At 66.2% G+C, this 20,958-nt stretch carries 17 protein-coding genes; 16 read left to right on the top strand and 1 reads right to left on the bottom strand.

Going from position 1 to position 20,958, the window contains the following annotated elements; genetic code table 11:
- Window positions 1-9: 9 nt before the first annotated feature.
- The gene (locus ACTDXD_RS25440; protein ID WP_440124922.1) at window positions 10-1,068 is read right to left on the bottom strand and encodes an iron-siderophore ABC transporter substrate-binding protein; all 1,059 of its coding nucleotides are present in this window, start codon (window positions 1,066-1,068) and stop codon (window positions 10-12) included.
- A 181-nt stretch (window positions 1,069-1,249) separates the two neighbouring features.
- On the opposite strand from ACTDXD_RS25440, the gene ACTDXD_RS25435 reads away from it, so the two are divergent.
- The 16 genes from ACTDXD_RS25435 (at window position 1,250) to nuoK (ending at window position 20,956) form a co-directional block, all read left to right on the top strand.
- The gene (locus ACTDXD_RS25435) at window positions 1,250-2,953 is read left to right on the top strand and encodes an ABC transporter ATP-binding protein (protein WP_440127800.1); all 1,704 of its coding nucleotides are present in this window, start codon (window positions 1,250-1,252) and stop codon (window positions 2,951-2,953) included.
- The gene (locus ACTDXD_RS25430; protein ID WP_440124921.1) at window positions 2,950-4,749 is read left to right on the top strand and encodes an ABC transporter ATP-binding protein; all 1,800 of its coding nucleotides are present in this window, start codon (window positions 2,950-2,952) and stop codon (window positions 4,747-4,749) included. Before ACTDXD_RS25435 ends, ACTDXD_RS25430 begins: the two co-directional genes overlap by 4 nt.
- 230 nt (window positions 4,750-4,979) lie before the next feature.
- Window positions 4,980-5,282: a hypothetical protein gene (locus ACTDXD_RS25425; RefSeq protein WP_440124920.1), complete on the top strand. Its 303-nt coding sequence runs from the start codon at window positions 4,980-4,982 to the stop codon at window positions 5,280-5,282.
- A 114-nt stretch (window positions 5,283-5,396) separates the two neighbouring features.
- A complete protein-coding gene (locus tag ACTDXD_RS25420; protein WP_440124919.1) occupies window positions 5,397-7,760 on the top strand; it encodes an Hsp70 family protein in 2,364 nt (787 codons plus the stop codon).
- Window positions 7,761-7,901: 141 nt separating this feature from the next.
- Window positions 7,902-9,716 (top strand): Hsp70 family protein, encoded by a 1,815-nt coding sequence (locus ACTDXD_RS25415; RefSeq protein WP_440124918.1) that lies wholly within the window; start codon window positions 7,902-7,904, stop codon window positions 9,714-9,716.
- 84 nt (window positions 9,717-9,800) lie between these two features.
- Window positions 9,801-10,226, top strand: coding sequence for an Rv3143 family two-component system response regulator (locus tag ACTDXD_RS25410; RefSeq protein ID WP_440124917.1), 426 nt, complete (start codon window positions 9,801-9,803; stop codon window positions 10,224-10,226).
- A 200-nt stretch (window positions 10,227-10,426) separates the two neighbouring features.
- Window positions 10,427-10,786: an NADH-quinone oxidoreductase subunit A gene (locus ACTDXD_RS25405; protein WP_440127799.1), complete on the top strand. Its 360-nt coding sequence runs from the start codon at window positions 10,427-10,429 to the stop codon at window positions 10,784-10,786.
- Between the two features lie 84 nt (window positions 10,787-10,870).
- Window positions 10,871-11,425: a NuoB/complex I 20 kDa subunit family protein gene (locus ACTDXD_RS25400; RefSeq protein WP_440124916.1), complete on the top strand. Its 555-nt coding sequence runs from the start codon at window positions 10,871-10,873 to the stop codon at window positions 11,423-11,425.
- A complete protein-coding gene (locus tag ACTDXD_RS25395) occupies window positions 11,422-12,117 on the top strand; it encodes an NADH-quinone oxidoreductase subunit C (protein ID WP_440124915.1) in 696 nt (231 codons plus the stop codon). The genes ACTDXD_RS25400 and ACTDXD_RS25395 overlap by 4 nt, the downstream gene beginning before the upstream one ends.
- Before the next feature lie 14 nt (window positions 12,118-12,131).
- Entirely contained in the window at window positions 12,132-13,433 is a 1,302-nt protein-coding gene (gene nuoD / locus ACTDXD_RS25390; protein WP_440127798.1) for an NADH dehydrogenase (quinone) subunit D, read from the top strand.
- Window positions 13,430-15,544, top strand: a complete 2,115-nt coding sequence (gene nuoF / locus ACTDXD_RS25385) for an NADH-quinone oxidoreductase subunit NuoF (RefSeq protein WP_440124914.1) — start codon at window positions 13,430-13,432, stop codon at window positions 15,542-15,544. Before nuoD ends, nuoF begins: the two co-directional genes overlap by 4 nt.
- Window positions 15,541-17,991 (top strand): NADH-quinone oxidoreductase subunit G, encoded by a 2,451-nt coding sequence (locus ACTDXD_RS25380; protein WP_440124913.1) that lies wholly within the window; start codon window positions 15,541-15,543, stop codon window positions 17,989-17,991. Before nuoF ends, ACTDXD_RS25380 begins: the two co-directional genes overlap by 4 nt.
- On the top strand, window positions 17,988-19,283 hold the full coding sequence (gene nuoH, locus ACTDXD_RS25375) for an NADH-quinone oxidoreductase subunit NuoH (protein WP_440124912.1): 1,296 nt from the start codon (window positions 17,988-17,990) through the stop codon (window positions 19,281-19,283). The genes ACTDXD_RS25380 and nuoH overlap by 4 nt, the downstream gene beginning before the upstream one ends.
- Window positions 19,276-19,830 (top strand): NADH-quinone oxidoreductase subunit NuoI, encoded by a 555-nt coding sequence (gene nuoI, locus ACTDXD_RS25370; RefSeq protein WP_440124911.1) that lies wholly within the window; start codon window positions 19,276-19,278, stop codon window positions 19,828-19,830. Before nuoH ends, nuoI begins: the two co-directional genes overlap by 8 nt.
- Window positions 19,827-20,660, top strand: coding sequence for an NADH-quinone oxidoreductase subunit J (locus ACTDXD_RS25365; protein ID WP_440124910.1), 834 nt, complete (start codon window positions 19,827-19,829; stop codon window positions 20,658-20,660). Before nuoI ends, ACTDXD_RS25365 begins: the two co-directional genes overlap by 4 nt.
- Window positions 20,657-20,956, top strand: a complete 300-nt coding sequence (nuoK, locus tag ACTDXD_RS25360; RefSeq protein ID WP_440124909.1) for an NADH-quinone oxidoreductase subunit NuoK — start codon at window positions 20,657-20,659, stop codon at window positions 20,954-20,956. The genes ACTDXD_RS25365 and nuoK overlap by 4 nt, the downstream gene beginning before the upstream one ends.
- Window positions 20,957-20,958 lie beyond the last annotated feature (2 nt).

The raw sequence follows: 20,958 nt of genomic DNA, 5'->3' as shown, positions 1-20,958 counted from the left end.
GTCCGCCTGTTACCGGTCGAGGTTCGAGATCGCCTCGTCGACGAGTGGGACGTAACGGTCGAGGGCCCACGGCACCGTGAGCGGGTTGATGATCGACGACCCGGTGACGAACGGTTGTTCTTCGGGTGCCACGATCGACCCTCGCGAGATCGCCGGGATCTGCTGGTAAACGGGCTGCGCCTCGATCTCTGCGCGGTTGTCCGGGTCGCTGTAGAAGGTGAAGATCAGGTCCGAGTCGGCGAGCAGATGCGCGTTCTCGAGGCCGATGACCGATGAGTCGGTGCCCTCGGTCTCCTCGAGTGTGTCGACAACCGGGTCGACGGTGAGCCCGAGTCCGCGGACCATCGCGACACGCTGCTCGTTCGCGAGGAAGACGCCGAGGGTGGCGGGGCCGGTGTTGTAGATGTAGGAGAAGCTCACGTCCTGGTATTCGGGATGCTCGGCGCGTGCCTTCGCGAAAGTGTCGTCGATCTCGGCGATGAGATCGAGGGCCTCATCGTGCTTGCCCATTGCGGTGCCGATCGTCTCGATCTGCTCTTGCCACGTGATGGTCCACGGCAGTTCCGGGTAGGCGACGGTCGGCGCGATACCGTCGAGCATGTCGTACTGATCCTGGGTGACCCCGGACCACGGAGCGAGAATCAGATCGGGTTCCGCAGCGGCGATCGCTTCGATGTCGACCTCGGTTCCACCGGTGAACTGGACAGGCAGTTCTTCGCCGCGCTCGGTGATCTCTTCGTGGATCCACGGCAGGTAGCCGGTCTCGTCGCTGCCCCACGGATACTCCTCGATCGCCACAGGAACTGTGCCGAGTGCGAGCACGGTCTCCGCCGATCCCATACCGAGGGTAACGATGCGTTCGGGGGCCTCGGTGATCTCGGCTGTGCCGAGAGCGTGTTCGATGGTCACCGGTTCGAAGTCGCCGGACGCGGCGGTATCGGGTTCGCCGGACGCGGCGGTGTCGGATCCGCTGTCGTCGCTCGAGCATGCCCCGAGCAGGAGTGCACCGGCCGCGACCATCGCGATGAGCTGGGGCCGGCGCAGGGCACGGCCGAGTCTGTTGTGCATGGATACCTTTCGACGGGGCGGGGCGAGGGGACGTCCCACCGAACTGTCGGGTCAGCCTAGCCTTACCTAGCTATGACTTTCAAAAATTCTGAAACTTCAGGTGGCGGACGAGTCCTCGGCAACGTCCTCACCTAGGGTGAACCCGGCACAGACAGGAGATTCGGTGGACAAGCGGCACCAGATGTTGCGCGGAAACGCGCTGATGTGGCGGATACTGCGTCGACACCGCGCACGCATGACCGTTGCCGTGGTGCTGTGCGGACTGCACCAGTTGTTCGAGGCACTCGTCCCGGTCGTCATCGGCGCGATCGTCGCGAACGCCATTGCCCCGGGCGACCGGACCGCGATGGTGGCCTGGTTGATCGCACTCGCACTGCTGTTCACTGCCCTCACCTACTCGTGGCGGCTCGGTGCGCGCCTCGTCGTTGCAGCGATGGAAGGTGAAGGCCACCGGCTCCGCGTCGAGGTCACCGACACACTCCTGCGCCCGCGCGGTGTCCGCACCGAGATGCGCGCGGGAGAACTGCTTTCCGTCGCCACCTCGGACGCCGATCGCACAACATGGATCCTCGACCTCGTCGCCCGGGCTGTTGCGAGCGCGGTCGCGGTGATCGCGACGGCAGTGATCCTGTTCGTGATCGATGTGCCGCTCGGGCTCGGCGTTCTGGTCGGCACGGCCGCGCTCCTGGCTGCACTGCACTTCGCCGCACCTGTCATCGCACACCGCACGGCCGAGCAGCAGGCCCGCATCGGAACCGCGTCGGCCGTCGCGACAGACCTCGTCACCGGACTGCGTCCGCTACGCGGCATCGGTGGTGAGACCGTAGCGGGGGAGCGGTTCCGTGCTGTCAGCGCCGACGCTCTGACCGCCACGCTCAGCGCGGCGAAGGTCCGCTCGCTGTTCGCGGGTGTCTCTACCACCTCGAGCGCATTGCTCGCAGTAGCGGTCGCAGGCTGGGCGGGGTGGCTGGCACTCAGCGGCCGGATCGGCCTCGCCGAGGTGATCACGGTCGTGGGTCTTGCTCAATTCCTGATAGAGCCGCTCACCACCTTGGCTCGGGTCCCAGCGATCGTCGCAGCGTCACGAGGGTCGGCCGACCGCGTGGCGCGCGTGCTCGACAGCGCGCCGCTGCTGCACCCCGGCAACAACGACGTGACCCACAGTGAGCGGGGCCCGGTGCTCGAACTCACCGATCTCCGGTACCGGACGCTAGAGGGACTCGACCTCACCGTCGAACGCGGCGAGTTCGTCGGAATCGTGGCATACCGGCCGGAGGACGCCGACGCAGTGTTCGCGCTGCTGTCCTCGCAGGTCCCTGCTGACGACTACACCGGCACGTTCACTGTCGGATCGGTGCTCGCCCGCGATCTTCCGATCGAGCTCGCCCGCACCCTGATCCTTGCCGAACCGCACGATACCTTCCTGTTCGCGGGCACCCTGGGGTCCAACATCACCGCGGGACGCGGTCCTTCCGCGTCGATCGACCTCGAACGCGCGCTCGACGCATCCGCTGCCCGTGACGTCGTGGACCTGCATCCCGCTGGTCTCGATCACCCGGTCGGCGACGACGGCACGACGCTGTCCGGCGGTCAGCGGCAGCGCATCGCACTGGCGCGGGCGCTCGTCGCCGACCCGCCGGTGCTTGTCCTGCACGACCCCACCACCGCGGTGGACTCGGTCACCGAACTGAACATCGCGGAGGGCCTCCTCCAACTCCGGCACGGAACCGACCCGCGTACCACGATCGTCCTCACCTCGAGCCCCGCGCTTCTCGCCGCCGCCGACCGTGTCGTCGTGATCGACGACGGTCGCGCCGTTGTCACCGAGACTCATCACCGACTCGCCGAGACCGACGCGGTCTACCAGGCGGCGGTGATTCGATGACCGAGATGATCCCCGACGCCGACCGCCGCATACTTCCGGTCGCTACCGCCCGCGAATCGTGGGCCTGGCTCGGCCGGGCGGTTCGCCGGAAATCAGCCGTCGCTGCAGCGGCGGTCGTCACGGCCGCGCTGGGCGCCGCAGCCACCGTGCTACCCGTCTACATGTTCGGGGTACTCGTCGACCGCGTTCGAGAGTCGGCGCCGATGTCCGCACTCGGCGGGATCGTCGCGATCATCGCGGTTGCGGCGATCGCAGCGGGCGTATTCACCGGCCTTGCCGGATATTTCGTCGCGGTGCTGGGATCCACTGTGCTTGCGCGCCTGCGCGAAGCGGCGGTGATACGCGCACTGGGGCTACCGATGCGCACAGTCGAGCAGGCAGGCAAGGGCGACGTACTCGCCCGTGTCGGCGACGACGTCGCCGTGATCGACAAGGCGGTCTCCGAGGCCGTTCCGCCGGTGATCTCCGCGCTGTTCCTCGTCGTGGTGAGCCTGACGACGATGGTCGGAATCGACTGGCGCCTGGGACTGGCTGGCGCGATCGCAGTCCCGATGTACACGTTGGCGCTGCGGTGGTACCTGCCCCGGTCCGCTCCTCGATACGCCGCGCAGCGTGTCGCGATGGGAGCGCGATCCCAGGCTCTGATCAGCAGTATCCAGGGTCAGCGCACCGTTCGAGCTTACGGGGCCGAAGCTGTACACCGAGACCTCGTGGACCAGGCATCCGACCGCGCGCGGCTGCTCGGCATCGATGTGTTCTCGATCTTCGCGCGCTTTGCGAGCCGCGGAAATCGCGCCGAGTACGTGAGCCTGGCGTGCATCCTGGCCGCGGGCTTCGTCCTCGTCGACGACGGGTCGGTCTCGGTCGGCCAGGTCACCGCCGCGGCGCTCCTTTTCCACCAGTTGTTCAATCCTCTCGGTGCGATCCTGTTCACCTTCGACGAAGTGCAGTCGGCCGGTGCGAGTCTGGCGCGGCTGGTCGGCGTCGTCTCGATCCAGGACACGCCTCCGGTGGCCGACCCTCGCGTACCCTCCGATTCGGGCCTGCGACTGAGCGGTATCCGCCACGGTTACGACGGACACGAGGTACTTCACGGCATCGACCTGACGATTGCCCCTGGTGAGCGGATCGCGCTGGTCGGCCCGACCGGGTCGGGCAAGAGCACGCTCGCGGCGATTGCGGCAGGCAGCATGACCCCGGACTCCGGTGAGGTGTTGCTGGGCGGCGTGCCGCTCGCCGAGTTCGCAGCAACGCTCCGCGATCGTCTCGTGATCGTGACCCAGGAGGTACACACCTTCGCAGGCACACTGCGCGACGACCTGCGACTTGCCGTGCCGCACGCCGACGATCGGGCGGTCGAGGCTGCGCTCGCCGAGGTGGGTGCGTCCGGCTGGGTCCGCGCACTGCCCGGCGGCATCGACACGGTGGTGGGCGAGGGCGGTCATCGGCTCACTGCCGCACAAGCGCAGCAACTCGCGCTCGCCCGCGTCCTTCTTGCCGACCCCGCGATCGTGATTCTCGACGAGGCGACCGCCGAAGCCGGAAGTGCCGGGGCCAGGGATCTCGAGAGTTCGGCGGCCGTCACGGTGCTCGGCCGGACCTCGTTGGTGGTGGCGCACCGGCTCACCCAGGCGGTCACCGCGGACCGGGTCGTCGTGCTCGAGCACGGTCTCGTCTGCGAGTCGGGAACCCACGAAGAATTGATTGCGGCAGGAGGGCAATATGCGCGGCTGTGGGCCACCTGGTCGGGCAACGATGCGCCCGAGGGCAGGACGTCCGCGGACGGCGACGAATAGGGTCGGTCTTCCCCCCGATGCAACAGCTTGGTGACGCACCACAGGCCAGTTGCGAGATTTTCATCACATTTGGTAGTGTTTTGTTACCCGCTACGATGCCGGCCCGGGCGTAGCGGGTGAAGAGCGGAACTTTCGGTCCATTCGGATACCGCGGTCGCGCGTCGGTCAGGCTCGGTTCTGTCGACGAGATGCGATCGAGTCCGCTCCGGGGTGGGAAACGGGAGGAAATCATGGGCGAACATCGCGCCGAGTCGGGGGACCGGTCGTCACAGGGCAGAGCGTTGGCCATTCTCGTTCTGTCCGCAGCACTCATTGTCGGAACAACGGTGGTCATGGTCACCGGATCGGTTGTGGCCGGTGTTCTCTACGGTGCGCTCACGGGTGTGTGCGTCATCGTGGCGCACCTGATGATCACGCCGGGGCCGGCAGCAGGTCGGCTGCACACCGCTGGCGAGCGAGTCCGGAACCTGCGCCGAACGCACCCGCGGGGAGCCGTCGCAGTACGGGAGCGTGGCAAACACTCCGTCGCCTAGCCACACCGCAGCGGCCGGGGAGAGTCGCCGTGACGCAGCAACGCTCGGTCAGTGTTTCGCGCCCGGGCGCCGCTGGGTCGTATGGTCGCGTGCCCTCGCCTACTCTCGTGAGCCATGAGCATCGGACAATGGTCGCTGGCGATCGATTTCGGTACGTCCAACACAGCTGCGGCCGTGACCGATGCGCGAACCGGCATCCACACGCTCTCGTTGACGCATCAAAGCAATCTCATGGTGTCGTCCGTCTTCGTCCGGTCGGTGCCGGTGCGGTCGCTCGGCGACATCCTCGTCGGCGATGCCGCGGTCAATGCTGCTGATTCGGACCCGGGAGCGTTCGTTCCGTCACCGAAACGACTCGTGAGTCTGCCTGCCGTCTCGGTTCGTGGCACGCCCGTTCCCCGCGCAGCGCTGTTCGCAGCAGTAATCGGCACTGTCTACCACCGCGCACTGCGTCACAGCAACAGCGTCCCGCCCTCCCGCGTCGTACTCACGCACCCCGAAGGATGGTCGGCGGACGTGGTTGCTGTGCTCACCGACGCCGCCGCGCAGGCAGGCATCGATCCATCGACGGTGGTGACGGTGTCCGAACCACGCGCCGCCGCGCACTTCTACTCCCGCAGCACTCCCGTCCGGGCAGGATCCGCGATCGCCGTGTTCGACTTCGGCGGCGGCACCGTCGACGTAGCGATCCTGCGAAGTACCCCGGATGCCGAATTCGAGGTCGTCACCGCCATCGGCGACAATGGACTCGGCGGTAAGAACTTCGACGCACTCGTCCGCAACTGGGCAGAGTCCCAGCTCGCTGATCTCAACCCTGAACTCGCCGAGTACCTGCGCGGCTCCGGCCCCGATCAGTTGCAGGCGCGAAGGGCCCTGGAGGAGTCCGCGCGCCGCGCCAAGGAAGTGCTTTCCGACGCACCGTCCGCGACGGTGTCGGCCGCAGGCGGACCGTGGCGCGAGAACCTGCTCCTGACCCGTGGGGAGTTCGAAGACCTGATCGCCCCCCAGATCGAGCAGGCTACCGCGCTCGTCCGCGCCGCACTGACCCAGGGGCGCGTCCCGCATGATCAGTTGCAGGCGATCTATCTCACTGGTGGTTCCTCGCGGATCCCGTTGGTGCACAGCCTACTCGGGCAGGTCGGCCCCGTTGCGACCCTCGACGACCCGAAAACCGTGGTCGCGCGTGGAGCGCTCGCCGCCACCGGCCGCTCCGGCAGGCCTGCGGCTGCCCCCACCGTGCCGGTGCGTGCGCCCCGGCGGGCGGAAACATCGAACCGTAACCGCATCTCAGGCCGAGCTCTCACGGCGCTCGGTGCGGTGGTGGCGGTGATCGCGGCCGCCGTCGGTGTCGCGGTCTATTGGCCTGATTCCGACGACGGTGAAGGCGCCGTGGCGAGCGGAGGGTCTGCGTCCACGCCTGCGCAGAACGACGTGTTCACGGTCTCCGCAGGCGGGTGGTTCACGTGCGCAGATTCTCGTGGTGATGTCAGTTGCTGGGGACTCAACGCCTCCGGTCAACTCGGAGACGGAACCACCGATTCGCGATATTCACCGGTGCCGGTCGAGCTTCCCTCTCCCGCATCCGCGCTCGGAACGGGCCGTGAGCATGCCTGCGCTGCCCTCGACGACGGCACGACCTACTGTTGGGGCTACAACACTTTCGGTCAGCTCGGCGTGGGTACCACCGACCCCAGCACCGAGCCGGTGCGGATCGACATGCCTGCCTCTGTGACCGCGCTGAGCGCCGGCGAGGACCACACGTGCGCCCTGACGGACGGCGGTGAAGGCTATTGCTGGGGACGCAACACCAACGGACAGGCCGGTGAGGAGGGAACCGAGCTGATCGAATCGCCTCGGCGTATCGACCTGCCCACGATGACGTCGCTGGCTGCCGGAGGAAACCACACCTGCGCCTCCACTGTCGTCGGAGATGTCTTCTGTTGGGGCGCGAACACCTCCGGCCAGCTGGGACGCGGATACACCAACGATTCCGACGTCGCGATCGCTGATCCACTGCAGGTGAAGCTTCCCGCCGCGGCAACCTTCGTCGTGGCAGGGCGCGGGCATACCTGCGCTGCCCTCGAGGACGACCGGACGTACTGCTGGGGTGAGAACGGCTGGGGCCAGCTCGGGGACGGCACCACCGACTCGCGATCCGAACCCGTGCAGGCTTCGCTGTCCGGGGCCGTCGCGCTCGCGGCTTCCCTGCGGCACACCTGCGCGGTGACTGACGACGGTGCCGTCTCGTGCTGGGGTACGACGGACTGGGGTCAGCACACCAGCGCGCCCGGCAGTGTGTCGACCGAAGCGACCTCGGTGACACTGCCCGCGGCGGCAACGACCCTCACCACCGGGGCTGTTCACACCTGCGCGACCACCGTGGACGAGCAGGTGTTCTGCTGGGGAGAGAACGGAAACGGGGAGCTCGGCAACGAATCGACGACGGCGAGTGCGGTACCGGTGCGGGTCCCTGTCTGACCACGTGAAGTACCGGGCCACTGCTACCGACGCTTCGAGGCTTTCCCCCGATCGCGCGGGTCACCGTTGCCTCACGACCCACGGCAACCCGGGCAACGGGAGGAAAGTTCCGTGCGGGGTGTAGTACTAGTCTCCTGAATCATGAGTGATGAACGATGGTGGCTCGCGATCGATTTCGGGACGTCGAACACAGCCGCCGCACACACCCGGACAGGCGACGGTTCGATCCATCCGGTGTCGCTCACCCATCGGTCCAACCTGTTGCCCTCGGCGGTGTTCGTACGCGCGGACAGCGAGATTCTCACCGGCGACGCCGCCCAGAATGCGGCAGCTGTCCACCCGGAGGGTTTCGTGCCCGCGCCCAAACGCCTGATCTTGCAGCCGTTCATCCGGACCGGCCATGTGGACCTGACGCCGCCACAGATGATCGCGGCAGTGTTGCGCAGCGTGATGCGTCGGGCGGCGGTACTGCACAACGACGTGCCGCCCGAGCGTGTCGTACTCACCCACCCCGAAGCGTGGTCGCATGCCACCGTCGCGGTGCTGGTCGACGCGGCCTCGCGTGGGGGAATCGAACCGTCCACGATCACCACCGTGTCGGAACCCCGCGCGGCGGCCTACTACTACACCCGCACCGCTCGGCTGCCGCCTGGTACTTCGATCGCCGTGTTCGACTTCGGCGGGGGAACCGCTGACGTCGCGGTACTGCGGATCGCAGACTCCGGGGCGTTCGACGTCGTGGCCGCGCGGGGCGACAACGCTCTAGGAGGCAAGAACTTCGACGCACTCATCCGACGCTGGGCTCTCGACCACGTGGCCGACCGCGACGCCACAACACGCGCCGAATTCGCCGACGGGGCGCCCGGAAGCATCGAGGCGATCCGTGCTCTCGACGAGGCCGCTCGCGGCGCCAAGGAAGTGCTCTCCGAGACACCCTCGGCTACGATAGCGGTCGTCGGATCCAGATCCCGGACGACTCTGTCGCTGACCCGGCCGGAGTTCGATTCGCTGATCACGCCGCAGGTCGAGTCGGCGGTGGACCTCGTCCGAGACACGCTCGCCGATGCCGGTATCGCGCCCGGTTCCCTGCACGCCCTCTACCTGACCGGCGGATCGTCGCGGATTCCGCTTGTGCACCAGGAACTGTCGCGGATAGCTCGGGTCGCGACCCTCGACGATCCCAAGATCGTGGTGGCGCAGGGTGCTCTGATCGCTGCGCGGCACATGTTCGCGTCGGATAATGACGCTGCAACGGACCGGGACCCGGGTGTAGTCGCGAGTCGTGTCGGCGCCCGACAGTCCACGAACCCAGGGGCGGGTCCGAACGTTCCCGAGCGGTCGTCCATTGCTTCCGCGCGCAACCGTCGTCGAGGACTGATCGCGGGCGCGGTCGCCGCGCTCGTCGCCGTCGGTGTCGTGATCGCGTGGGTCGGTACGCGAAGCGATTCGGACGATCCGCAGACGATTGCCGGTCCATCGACGGGCGTCAGCACAGTGACGGTTGCCCAGGAACCCACGACAACGCGCGCCCCCACGACGACACTTGTGTCGACCACCAGCACCCCACTCACGACCGCATACGTCACCACGGCACGGACCACCAGCGCGAGATCCCCGCGGGGAGCCGTCACGGTGGCCGACGCGGACGCGCAGGGATTCGTCGACGAGGTGGGTCCGCGGTGCAACGCGGACAACGAGGCGCTCGGTATCGCACGCACCGCGGACTCGCTCATCGTCGTGTGCAGGACCGGCGTCGACCGCCTCTACTACAAGGGGATCAGGGTCGAGGACGGATCCGGCATCGAGATCGACGACCCGATCGTGGTCGCGGACGGATTCGAAGTCACCAACGCCGGAGTGACCTACCGGTTCGACGACAGGGTCCTGCTCATCACCGAAGGCGGAACGGAACTGGCGCGAGAACCCATGCTCGAATTCTGGTCGGTATACAACTGAGCAGACCGACCGGTTCGGCACGACACGCCGTACGGGTCCGACCGAACGGTCCGGTGACGTCGGTGACGATCTAGCATCGGGCCCGTGAGTGATGCCGAGAGCCGTCCCGCAACTCTGAAGATCCTCGTGTACAGCGACGACGCCACTGTGCGCAGCCGCGTACAGGCCGCATTGGGCACGATGCTGCACCCGGACCTTCCACCCCTCGAGTACATCGAAGTCGCCACCGCCCCCGTCGTCCTCTCGCACCTCGACGCGGGCGGGATCGATCTGGTGATTCTGGACGGTGAGACCGCGCCCGCCGGTGGTCTGGGAATTGCGAAGCAACTCAAGGACGAAATCGACCCGTGCCCGCCGGTCGTTGTGATCATCGGGCGTCCCGACGACACCTGGCTCGCATCGTGGGCGCGGGCCGAGGCCGTCGTGGCGCACCCGATCGACCCGATGAAGCTCGGCCGCGAGGTCGTCAGGCTCCTGCTACCCGGCGCCGATCCGGCACCCGCACGCTGATCCGATCCGCCCTTGTCGGGGCGCAGAGACTACTCCTCATGAGGGGCTCGAACAGGCGGACACGCCGCGCCGAAGAATGCGTGTCGAATCCTGGACAAGTCCCGCGTCATCAGCACTAGTGTGTGTGCCGTGGCTCACAGGATGTCCGAATGTCCGACGGCCACACGACCGGGGTTCGACGTTCGGAACCGGAGGTGCCGATGAACGTCTACGTGCCGATTCTGGTGCTCGGCGCAGTTGCGCTCGCATTCGCGCTCTTCTCCGTGGTGGTAGCGAGCATCGCCGGTCCGAGTCGCTACAACCGGGCGAAGCTCGACGCCTACGAATGCGGCATCGATCCGACACCGCAGCCCACCGGAGGCGGCCGATTTCCGGTCAAGTACTACCTGACGGCCATGCTGTTCATCATCTTCGACATCGAAATCGTGTTCCTGTACCCCTGGGCGATCCATTTCGATGCACTCGGGATGTTCGGCCTGCTCGCCATGGCCCTGTTCATGTTCAACGTGTTCGTTGCATATGCCTACGAGTGGAGGCGGGGTGGCCTGACATGGGATTGACGGACGACCTCCGAAGAATCACTCCGTAAATCGATTGCGCCCGAATAAGATCCACAATCTTGTCGAAGGTGGTACGAGTCGGATATGGGTCTCGAAGAGAAGGTCCCGAGCGGATTTCTGCTCAGCACGGTCGAAGTCCTCGCCGGCTTCGCCCGTAAAGGGTCGTTGTGGCCCGCCTCGTTCGGTCTCGCATGCTGCGCCATCGAGATGATGTCGACCGCGGGGGGACGCTTCGACATCGCCCGATTCGGTATGGAGGCCTTCCGTGCATCACCGCGTCAGGCCGACGTGATGATCGTCGCCGGACGTGTCAGCCAGAAGATGGCACCGGCTCTCCGCCAGGTCTACGACCAGATGGTCGAACCGAAATGGGTTCTGTCGATGGGCGTGTGCGCATCATCAGGAGGCATGTTCAACAACTACGCGATTGTGCAGGGCGTCGACCATGTGGTGCCGGTCGACATCTACCTGCCGGGATGTCCACCGCGCCCCGAGATGCTGATCAACGCGATTCTCGCGCTGCACGACAAGATCCAGCACATGCCGCTCGGAGTCAACCGTGAAGAAGCGGTGCGCGCGGCAGAACAGGCCGTGCTCGCGCAGCGTCCGCTCATCGAGCTGAAGGTGCCGCGCCGATGACCGACCTCAACCCACCGGATTCGGCTGCGCCGGAGGTCATCGCGCAGCGCCGCGGGATGTTCGGTATCCGCGGGAGCGGGGATACCAGCGGATACGGCCGGCTCGTGCGCCGTATCTCTCTGCCGGGCAGCAGCCCGAGGCCGTTCGGCGGTTACCTCGACGATCTCGCCGACACCATCGAGGATGCCCTCGACGACGTGGAGCCCGACGGATTCGTGGCCGCCGTGGAGAAGATCGTCGTGTTCCGGGGAGAGATGACCGTGCACGTGCGCCGCGAGCACCTCCCACCGGTCGCGCGCACCCTACGCGACCATCCCGCACTACGCTTCGAACTGTGCCTCGGCGTCAGCGGCGTGCACTACCCCGAGGACACCGGCCGTGAGCTACACGCGGTGTATCCCCTGATGTCGATCACCCACAACCGTCGCATCCTCGTCGAGGTCACCGCGCCCGACACCGATCCTCACATTCCGTCCCTCCACGCCGTCTACCCGACAACTGACTGGCACGAACGTGAGGCCTACGACTTCTTCGGTCTGGTCTTCGACGGTCATCCGGCCCTCACCCGGATCCAGATGCCCGACGACTGGAACGGACACCCGCAACGCAAGGACTATCCCCTCGGCGGAATCCCCGTCGAGTACAAGGGCGCACAGATCCCGCCACCGGACGAGCGGAGGGCCTACAGTTGACGAACGACGCTGCGATGGAGTCGGATACGGGAACAACCGTCTACGACGCGGTGGGCCAGGACTGGGACGAGATCAGTGCTGCAGCACGCGCCGCAGGAGAAGACCACATCGTGGTCAACATGGGCCCGCAGCACCCGTCCACCCACGGCGTACTGCGTCTGATACTCGAGATCGACGGCGAGATGGTGACCGAAGCCAGATGCGGAATCGGCTATCTCCACACCGGAATCGAGAAGAATCTCGAGTTCCGCAACTGGACGCAAGGCGTCACGTTCGTGACCCGCATGGATTACCTGTCGCCGTTCTTCAACGAGAGCGCCTACTGCCTCGGTGTCGAGAAGCTCCTCGGCATCACCGACCTGATCCCCGAACGCGCGTCGATCATCCGTGTGATGCTCATGGAACTCAACCGCATCTCGTCTCACCTGGTAGCCCTCGCCACCGGTGGCATGGAACTCGGTGCCACCACACCGATGTTGTTCGGGTTCCGTGAACGCGAACTCGTCCTCGAAGTGTTCGAGATCGTCACCGGCCTTCGCATGAACCACGCCTACATCAGGCCCGGTGGTCTCGTGCAGGACCTCCCCTCCGAGGCCGTACCCAAAATCCGCGACCTGCTGAAACTCATGCCGATCCGATTGCGCGACATGGAGCTACTACTCAACGACAATCCGATCTGGAAGGCGCGGACCGAGGGGATCGGATACCTCGACCTCACCGGGTGCATGGCGCTCGGGGTCACCGGCCCCGTTCTGCGCGCCACAGGACTCCCGCACGATCTGCGCCGGGCACAACCGTACTGCGGATACGAGAATTACGAATTCGATGTCGTCACCCACACCGGAAACGACTGCTACGGTCGCTACCTGATCCGGGTAGGGGAGATGTGGGAGTCCCTCAAGATCGTCGAACAGTGTCTCGATCGGCTGCGGCCAGGGCCGGTGATGGTCCAGGACAGGAAGATCGCGTGGCCGGCGCAACTGGCGCTCGGCCCCGACGGTCTCGGCAACTCGCTCGAATACATCCGCACCATCATGGGCACCTCGATGGAAGATCTCATCCATCATTTCAAACTCGTCACCGAAGGCATCCGGGTGCCCGCCGGTCAGGTCTACGTTGCGGTCGAGTCGCCCCGTGGCGAACTCGGAGTGCACATGGTCAGCGACGGCGGTACCCGCCCCTATCGAGTGCACTACCGCGACCCGTCGTTCACGAATCTGCAGGCGGTCGCCGCGATGTGCGAGGGCGGCATGATCTCCGACGTGATTGCAGCGGTCGCCAGCATCGACCCGGTGATGGGGGGAGTGGACAGATGAGCAGCACTGAGCACATCGTGCCGGCGACGGCCGAACCGGTGTTCGTTCCGCTCGGCCCGCGCCCGGAGGAAGACGTCCTGCTCGTACGGCCCGGAGATCGCCGTAGCTACCCCGACGATGTCCGCGTGCGCCTCGACAGCGACGCCCTGCAGATCATCGCCCGATACCCGCAGAGCAGGTCGGCGCTGCTGCCGCTGCTGCACCTCGTGCAGTCCGAAGACGGTTACGTCTCCCCGGCGGGTATCGAGTTCTGTGCCGGACATCTCGGATTGACCGGGGCCGAGGTAGCCGCCGTCGCCACGTTCTACACGATGTACCGCCGATCTCCGACCGGTACCTACCACGTCGGTGTGTGCACCAACGCGTTGTGCGCGACCATGGGCGGCGACGACATCTACGCCACGCTCTGCGATCGCCTCGGTGTGGACCACGGCGGCACCACATCCGACGGCGCGATCACGCTCGAACACATCGAATGCAATGCCGCATGCGACTACGCGCCGGTGATGACCGTCAACTGGGAACTGTTCGACAATCGCACCGTCGACTCCGCAACGGCGCTCGTCGACGATCTGCTGGCCGGGGCGCCCCCCGAGCCCACGCGCGGCGCGCCGTTGCGGACCTTCCGCGACACGGCGCGTCTCCTTGCAGGGTTCCCGGATGCTCGCCCAGGGGCGCTCGAAGCCGGAGGGAGTGCTGGTAAGCCGTCGGTCGTCGGTCTGCGCGTCGCTCGCGACAAGAACATGAAGGCGCCTCCCGTCACCGACGACCCCGTCGTGCACGATGAGCCACTCGACTCCACCCTGACTCCCGTGCTCACCGAATACTGGGACGAGGACCGGTCCTGGACTCTCGAGACGTACCGGCGCCACAGCGGGTACGAGGCACTGCAGATCGCGCTGCACAAGGATCCCGACGAGATCATCGACGACGTCAAACAATCCGGTCTGCGTGGACGCGGTGGGGCCGGATTCTCGACCGGCACCAAGTGGTCGTTCATTCCTCAGGGCGACGGAAAGCCGCACTACCTCGTCGTCAACGCGGACGAATCGGAACCGGGCACCTGCAAGGACATACCCCTGATGCTCGCGACCCCGCACGCGCTCATCGAAGGTGTCATCATCTCGGCGTACGCGATCCGCGCTGAGCACGCCTTCATCTATCTACGCGGTGAGGCGGTACCGGTGCTGCGCCGACTGCAGGCCGCCGTCGCCGAAGCCTACGACGCCGGATATATCGGCCGCGACATTCTCGGATCCGGATTCGACCTCGAACTGGTTGTACATGCGGGTGCCGGCGCGTACATCTGCGGGGAGGAAACCGCCCTGCTCGACTCCCTCGAAGGCCGCCGCGGACAGCCACGTCTGCGACCGCCGTTCCCCGCCGTCGCGGGTCTGTACGCATGCCCGACCGTGGTCAACAATGTCGAATCCATCGCGAACGTGCCACCGATCATCCGCAACGGCGTCGAGTGGTATCGCTCGATGGGTACCGAGAAATCCCCTGGCTTCGCCATGTTCTCGCTGTCGGGCCACGTCGACAACCCCGGCCAGTACGAGGCCCCGCTCGGTATCACCCTGCGCGAACTACTCGACCTCGCCGGCGGCGTGCGTCACGGGCACCGCCTCAAATTCTGGACACCCGGGGGCTCGTCCACCCCGATTTTCACCGACGAACACCTCGACGTCCCACTCGATTACGAGAGTGTGGGGGCTGCCGGGTCGATGCTCGGCACCCGCGCACTGCAGATTTTCGACGACACCACGTGCGTCGTACGCACCGTGTTGAGGTGGACGGAGTTCTACGCGCACGAGTCGTGTGGCAAGTGCACCCCGTGCCGCGAGGGGACGTACTGGCTCGAACAGATCCTGCACCGGCTCGAACACGGACGCGGCACCGAAGCCGACCTCGAGAAACTACTCGACATCGCCGACAACATCCTCGGCCGGGCCTTCTGTGCGCTCGGTGACGGCGCCACCAGCCCGATCACGTCCTCCCTCGCCTACTTCCGCGACGAATACGTCGCACATTTCGAACACGGAGGATGCCCGTTCGACCCCCACCTGGCAACGCTGCCCGGTGTGCACGCGATCGGAGGAGAAGGCCGATGACCGCCGCAGCCGAGACGGGAGCCGACGGCACGACCCCCGTCGACCTCGTCACCGCCACCATCGACGGAAGCGAGATCACAGTCCCCAAGGGGACTCTGGTCATCAGGGCCGCCGAGCTCATCGGTATCCAGATACCCCGGTTCTGCGACCACCCGCTTCTCGACCCGGTCGGGGCGTGCCGACAGTGTCTCGTCGAAGTCGAAGGACAGCGTAAGCCGCTCGCCTCGTGCACCACTGTCGTCACCGACGGGATGATCGTGCGGACTCAGGCCACATCGCCCGTGGCCGACAAAGCGCAGCAGGGGGTGATGGAACTCCTGCTGATCAACCACCCTCTAGACTGCCCGGTTTGCGACAAGGGTGGTGAATGCCCGCTCCAGAACCAGGCGATGTCCAACGGCCGACCTCAGACCCGCTTCGACGACGTCAAACGCACCTATCCCAAACCGATCGGCATCTCGTCGCAGGTTCTCCTCGACCGGGAACGATGTGTGCTCTGCGCCCGGTGCACCCGGTTCTCCGATCAGATCGCCGGCGACCGCTTCATCGACATGCTCGAGCGAGGTGCCCTGCAGCAAGTCGGCATCTACACCGAGGAACCATTCGAATCGTACTTCTCCGGCAACACCGTGCAGGTCTGCCCCGTCGGAGCGCTCACCGGCAGTGCGTACCGATTCCGGGCCCGGCCGTTCGATCTCGTCTCGACCCCGAGCGTGTGCGAACACTGCGCCGGAGGCTGCGCGCAACGCACCGACCACCGTCGCGGATCCGTGATGCGCCGTCTCGCCGGCGACGACCCGGAGGTCAACGAGGAATGGAACTGCGACAAGGGTCGGTGGGCGTTCACCTACGCCACCGAACCGGACCGTCTCACCGGTCCGATGATCCGCGACTCCGCAGGGGTGCTGGTTCCGGCGTCGTGGCCTGCCGCGCTCACCGTTGCGGCCAGGGGGCTTACTGCCGCCCGTGGCAATGCGGGCGTGCTGACCGGCGGACGCCTCACCTGGGAAGAGTCCTACGCATACGCCAAGTTCGCACGCACTGCGCTCGGGACCAACGACATCGACTTCCGGGCACGCGCACACACCGGAGAGGAGACCGCGTTCCTCGGGAGCAGGATCGCAGGAACACGAATGTCCGTGACCTACAGCGACCTCGAGAAGGCCCCGGTCGTGCTCCTCGCCGGCCTCGAACCGGAAGAGGAATCACCCCTGATCTTCCTGCGGTTGCGCAAGGCCGTCCGAAAGCGGGGGACGGCGGTGTGGTCGGTGGCGTCGTATGCGAGCCGAGGGCTGGAGAAGATGTCCGGCACCCTTCTCGAATGTGTCCCCGGCGACGAGGCCCGAGTGTTCGACGACCTGCGCTCCGGTGGGCGTCCGGAACTCGACGGGCAGCTGCGGGAGGATGGCGCGATCATTCTGGTAGGGGAGCGGCTCGCCGCAGCGCCCGGCGCACTGAGCGAGATCGTGCGCCTCGCCGACGTCACCGGGGCGCGGCTGGCGTGGGTACCCCGTCGCGCGGGCGACCGAGGCGCGCTCGAAGCAGGCGCTTTCCCGACGCTCCTTCCCGGGGGGCGCGCAGTCACCGATGCCGAAGCGCGGCGCGAAGTCGAATCGGTTTGGGGCACAGGCCCCGACACACACCCGATACCCGAGGTGCCCGGTCGCGACACTGCGGGCATCCTCGCCGCCGCGGCAGCCGGGGACCTCTCCGCGTTGGTGGTCGCAGGTGTCGATGTCACCGACCTACCCGATCCGCACGCTGTCCGCACCGCACTCGACTCCGCGGCGTTCGTGGTGAGCCTCGACATCCGGCGCAGCGACATCACTGACCGGGCCGACGTCGTTTTCCCCGTCGCCCCCGTCGTCGAGAAAGCCGGAACCTTCCTCGACTGGGAAGGACGTGAGCGGCTGTTCCCGGTCGCGCTACCCGACACCGGGGCACTCTCCGACCTCCGCATCCTCGACGCACTTGCCGAGGCGATGGGCGTCCCGCTCGGCATTCGCGATGAGGCATCGGCCCGAGCCGAACTCGTCGAATTGGGGCAACGGCGCAGTGCCCACATCGAACTCTCTCCGGCAACGCCGGTAGAGGAACCGAAACCTGTTCTGGGTGAGGCGGTTCTGGCGACGTGGCGGATGCTCCTCGACGCCGGACGCATGCAGGACGGCGAACCGCACCTTGCCGGGACCGCGCGGCCACCCGTCGCGCGCATGTCCGCCGCGACCGCTGCCGAGGTGGGTGTGCGTGAGGGCGACCCACTGACGGTGTCGACGGAGCGCGGCGAGATCACCCTTCCGTTGGTGATCGAGGCCCTCCCTGACCGCGTCGTGTGGATTCCCCTCCGCACTGCCGGGTCGGAAGTACACGAACGACTCGCCGTCGACGCGGGAGCGATCGTGCGGATCCGCGCCGCAGCAGCCGTCGGTGAGGGGGCACGACAATGACCGTCGGAGCATCCCCGACCATCAGCGCGCACGATGTCGACCTGTCGATGTTCGGCATCGATCCGTGGTGGCTCGTGATCGCCAAGGCGATCGCGATCTTCGCGTTCCTCGTTCTCACAACGCTCGTGCTGATCCTCGCCGAACGCAAAGTCATGGCCTGGATGCAGATGAGGGTGGGGCCCGACCGGGTCGGCCCGAAAGGTCTGCTCCAAACCGTCGCGGACGGCATCAAACTCGGCCTCAAGGAAGGCATCACACCCACCGGCGTCGACAAGCCGATCTACTTGCTGGCACCGGTCATCGCGACCGCACCCGCGTTCATGGCCTTCGCAGTGATCCCGTTCGGTCCCTCGGTGTCGGTGTTCGGACACCTCACACCGTTGCAGTTGACCGATCTTCCGGTCGCCGTCCTCTACATCCTGGCTGTCACCTCGATCGGGGTCTACGGCATCGTCCTCGCAGGCTGGGCGTCCGGGTCCACATACCCGCTCCTCGGTGGGCTGCGTTCGACGGCGCAGGTGATCTCCTACGAGATTGCGATGGGCCTGACCTTCGCGGCTGTGTTTCTGCTGTCCGGCACGATGTCGACCTCGGGTATCGTCGCCGCGCAGGACGGTCTGTGGTACATCGTGCTGCTGATTCCGTCGTTCCTGATCTATTCGGTGTCGATGGTCGGCGAAACCAACCGTGCACCGTTCGATCTCCCCGAGGCCGAAGGCGAACTCGTCGGAGGTTTCCACACCGAATACTCATCGCTGCGCTTCGCGATGTTCATGCTCGCGGAGTACGTGAACATGATCACCGTCTCGGCGCTGGCGACCACGATGTTCCTGGGCGGTTGGCACGCACCGTGGCCGTTCAACATGGGCGCATGGGCGAATTCCGGCTGGTGGCCGGTGCTGTGGTTCGTCCTCAAGGTGTGGGGTGTGCTGTTCGTCTTCGTGTGGTTGCGCAGTACCCTCCCACGCTTGCGATACGACCAATTCATGGCGCTGGGATGGAAACTGCTCATCCCCGTCGCCGTGATCTGGGTGATGGTCGTCGCCGTCGTGCGGCAACTCGCCGCCGACGATGTCGTACCGGAATCGGCCACCCTCGTCGTCGCAGGTGCGCTCCTCACCGTAGCGCTGTTCGTCTACTTGACGATCCGTTCCCGCCGCCGCGACAGAACACGGCACACCACCGCCCCACCGGCCGGGTCCGCTTTCGACCCGATGGCCGGAGGATTCCCGGTGCCGCCGATCCCGGTCCGCGCTGCACCATCCACATCCAAGGAGTCGAGCGATGTCTGAATTCCTGGGCCCGCTGGCGGGTTTCGGCGTGACCCTGTCGACGATGTTCAAAAAGCCCAACACCGAGTTCTATCCCGAGGTCAAGACACCCACCGCGCCCCGCTTCCACGGCAGGCACCAACTCAACCGCTACGCCGACGGACTGGAGAAGTGCATCGGCTGTGAGTTGTGCGCATGGGCCTGTCCCGCCGACGCGATTTTCGTCGAAGGCGCCGACAACACCGAGACCGAACGCTACTCGCCGGGCGAACGATACGGGCTCGACTACCAGATCAACTACCTCCGCTGCATCGGCTGCGGACTGTGCATCGAAGCGTGCCCCACCCGTGCATTGACCATGACCAACGACTACGAGATGGTCGATGACAACCGCACCGACCTCATCTACACCAAAGACAGGTTGCTCGCGCCCCTCGAACCCGGAATGCAGGCCCCACCGCACCCGATGGCGCAGGGAGCAACCGACGACGACTACTACCGCGGCACCGTGCCTGCGCCCGACGCCTCCCGAAGCAGAGCCGACGGTGACGCGGAGCAGGCATCGTGACCGCCGCTGCGCTCGCGGCCGACACGACGTCGACCGGGGAGGCGGTGCAGTTCTGGATCCTCGGCACGGTCGCTGTGATCGGGGCGCTCGGTGTGGTCGGCGCAGCGAAAGCGGTCTACTCCGCGATCTTCCTCGCCATGACCATGATCGTTCTCGCGATCTTCTACATCGCCCAGGGCGCGTTGTTCCTCGGCGTAGTCCAGGTGGTCGTCTACACCGGTGCCGTCATGATGCTGTTCCTGTTCGTACTCATGCTGGTCGGTATCGACTCATCCGACTCACTCGTGGAAACCCTGCGGGCGCAACGCGTACTCGCCATCGTGGTCGGACTCGGATTCGGGATCCTGCTCATCGGCGGTCTCGGTAGCGCTGCGACCACAGCAATGGTCGGTCTCGACGACGCGAACGCGGCGGGCAACGTCGAAGCGCTCGCCGAACTGCTCTTCCTCGACTACGTGTGGGCCTTCGAACTCACCGGCGCGCTCCTGATCACCGCAACGGTCGGTGCGATGGTGCTTGCACACCGCGAACGCATCAGGCCTCGGGAAACGCAACGGGAACTGGCAGAGCGCCGGTTCCGCGAAGGCGGTCGGGTCACCCCGCTGCCCTCGCCGGGTGTGTATGCACGGCACAACGCCGCCGACGTCCCGGCACTGCTGCCCGACGGCTCCTTCTCCGACGAGTCCGTCGGTCCACTGCTCCGGCGGATCGGCCGCGGCTGGGAACCAACAGATCTGGGTGTACCCGGTCCGACGACGCTTCGGGAGAGGGGACGTTCCCAGGAGGAAGACCCGGTCCGGAAGACCACGGAGAAGGGGGGTCAGGTGTGAATCCGGAGAACTACCTGTATCTGTCCGCACTGCTGTTCACGATCGGCGCATCCGGAGTGCTGCTGCGGCGCAGCGCGATCGTCGTGTTCATGAGCATCGAACTGATGCTCAACGCCGCCAATCTGGCATTCGTCACGTTCGCCCGGATGCATGGCAATCTGCACGGCCAGGTGTTCGCGTTCTTCACGATGGTCGTGGCCGCCGCGGAAGTGGTGGTGGGACTGGCGATCATCGTCACGATCTTCCGGAGCCGCCGTTCGGCGTCCGTCGACAACGCCAACCTCCTCAAGTACTGACC

Origin of the sequence: Rhodococcus sp. SJ-3 (assembly GCF_051918125.1) — a bacterium.
Lineage (GTDB): Bacteria > Actinomycetota > Actinomycetes > Mycobacteriales > Mycobacteriaceae > Rhodococcus.
The sequence above is the reverse complement of the archived record's forward strand: the minus strand, read 5'-3'. Positions and strand labels throughout refer to the sequence as shown.

Coding starts and splice junctions, on each gene's coding strand:
- ACTDXD_RS25415 (WP_440124918.1), top strand. CDS start 7,902: ATGAGTGATGAACGATGGTGGCTCGCGATCGATTTCGGGACGTCGAAC.
- ACTDXD_RS25425 (WP_440124920.1), top strand. CDS start 4,980: ATGGGCGAACATCGCGCCGAGTCGGGGGACCGGTCGTCACAGGGCAGA.
- ACTDXD_RS25430 (WP_440124921.1), top strand. CDS start 2,950: ATGACCGAGATGATCCCCGACGCCGACCGCCGCATACTTCCGGTCGCT.
- ACTDXD_RS25405 (WP_440127799.1), top strand. CDS start 10,427: ATGAACGTCTACGTGCCGATTCTGGTGCTCGGCGCAGTTGCGCTCGCA.
- ACTDXD_RS25440 (WP_440124922.1), bottom strand. CDS start 1,068: ATGCACAACAGACTCGGCCGTGCCCTGCGCCGGCCCCAGCTCATCGCG.
- ACTDXD_RS25400 (WP_440124916.1), top strand. CDS start 10,871: ATGGGTCTCGAAGAGAAGGTCCCGAGCGGATTTCTGCTCAGCACGGTC.
- nuoD (WP_440127798.1), top strand. CDS start 12,132: ATGGAGTCGGATACGGGAACAACCGTCTACGACGCGGTGGGCCAGGAC.
- ACTDXD_RS25395 (WP_440124915.1), top strand. CDS start 11,422: ATGACCGACCTCAACCCACCGGATTCGGCTGCGCCGGAGGTCATCGCG.
- nuoH (WP_440124912.1), top strand. CDS start 17,988: ATGACCGTCGGAGCATCCCCGACCATCAGCGCGCACGATGTCGACCTG.
- ACTDXD_RS25380 (WP_440124913.1), top strand. CDS start 15,541: ATGACCGCCGCAGCCGAGACGGGAGCCGACGGCACGACCCCCGTCGAC.
- ACTDXD_RS25420 (WP_440124919.1), top strand. CDS start 5,397: ATGAGCATCGGACAATGGTCGCTGGCGATCGATTTCGGTACGTCCAAC.
- nuoI (WP_440124911.1), top strand. CDS start 19,276: ATGTCTGAATTCCTGGGCCCGCTGGCGGGTTTCGGCGTGACCCTGTCG.
- nuoF (WP_440124914.1), top strand. CDS start 13,430: ATGAGCAGCACTGAGCACATCGTGCCGGCGACGGCCGAACCGGTGTTC.
- ACTDXD_RS25435 (WP_440127800.1), top strand. CDS start 1,250: ATGTTGCGCGGAAACGCGCTGATGTGGCGGATACTGCGTCGACACCGC.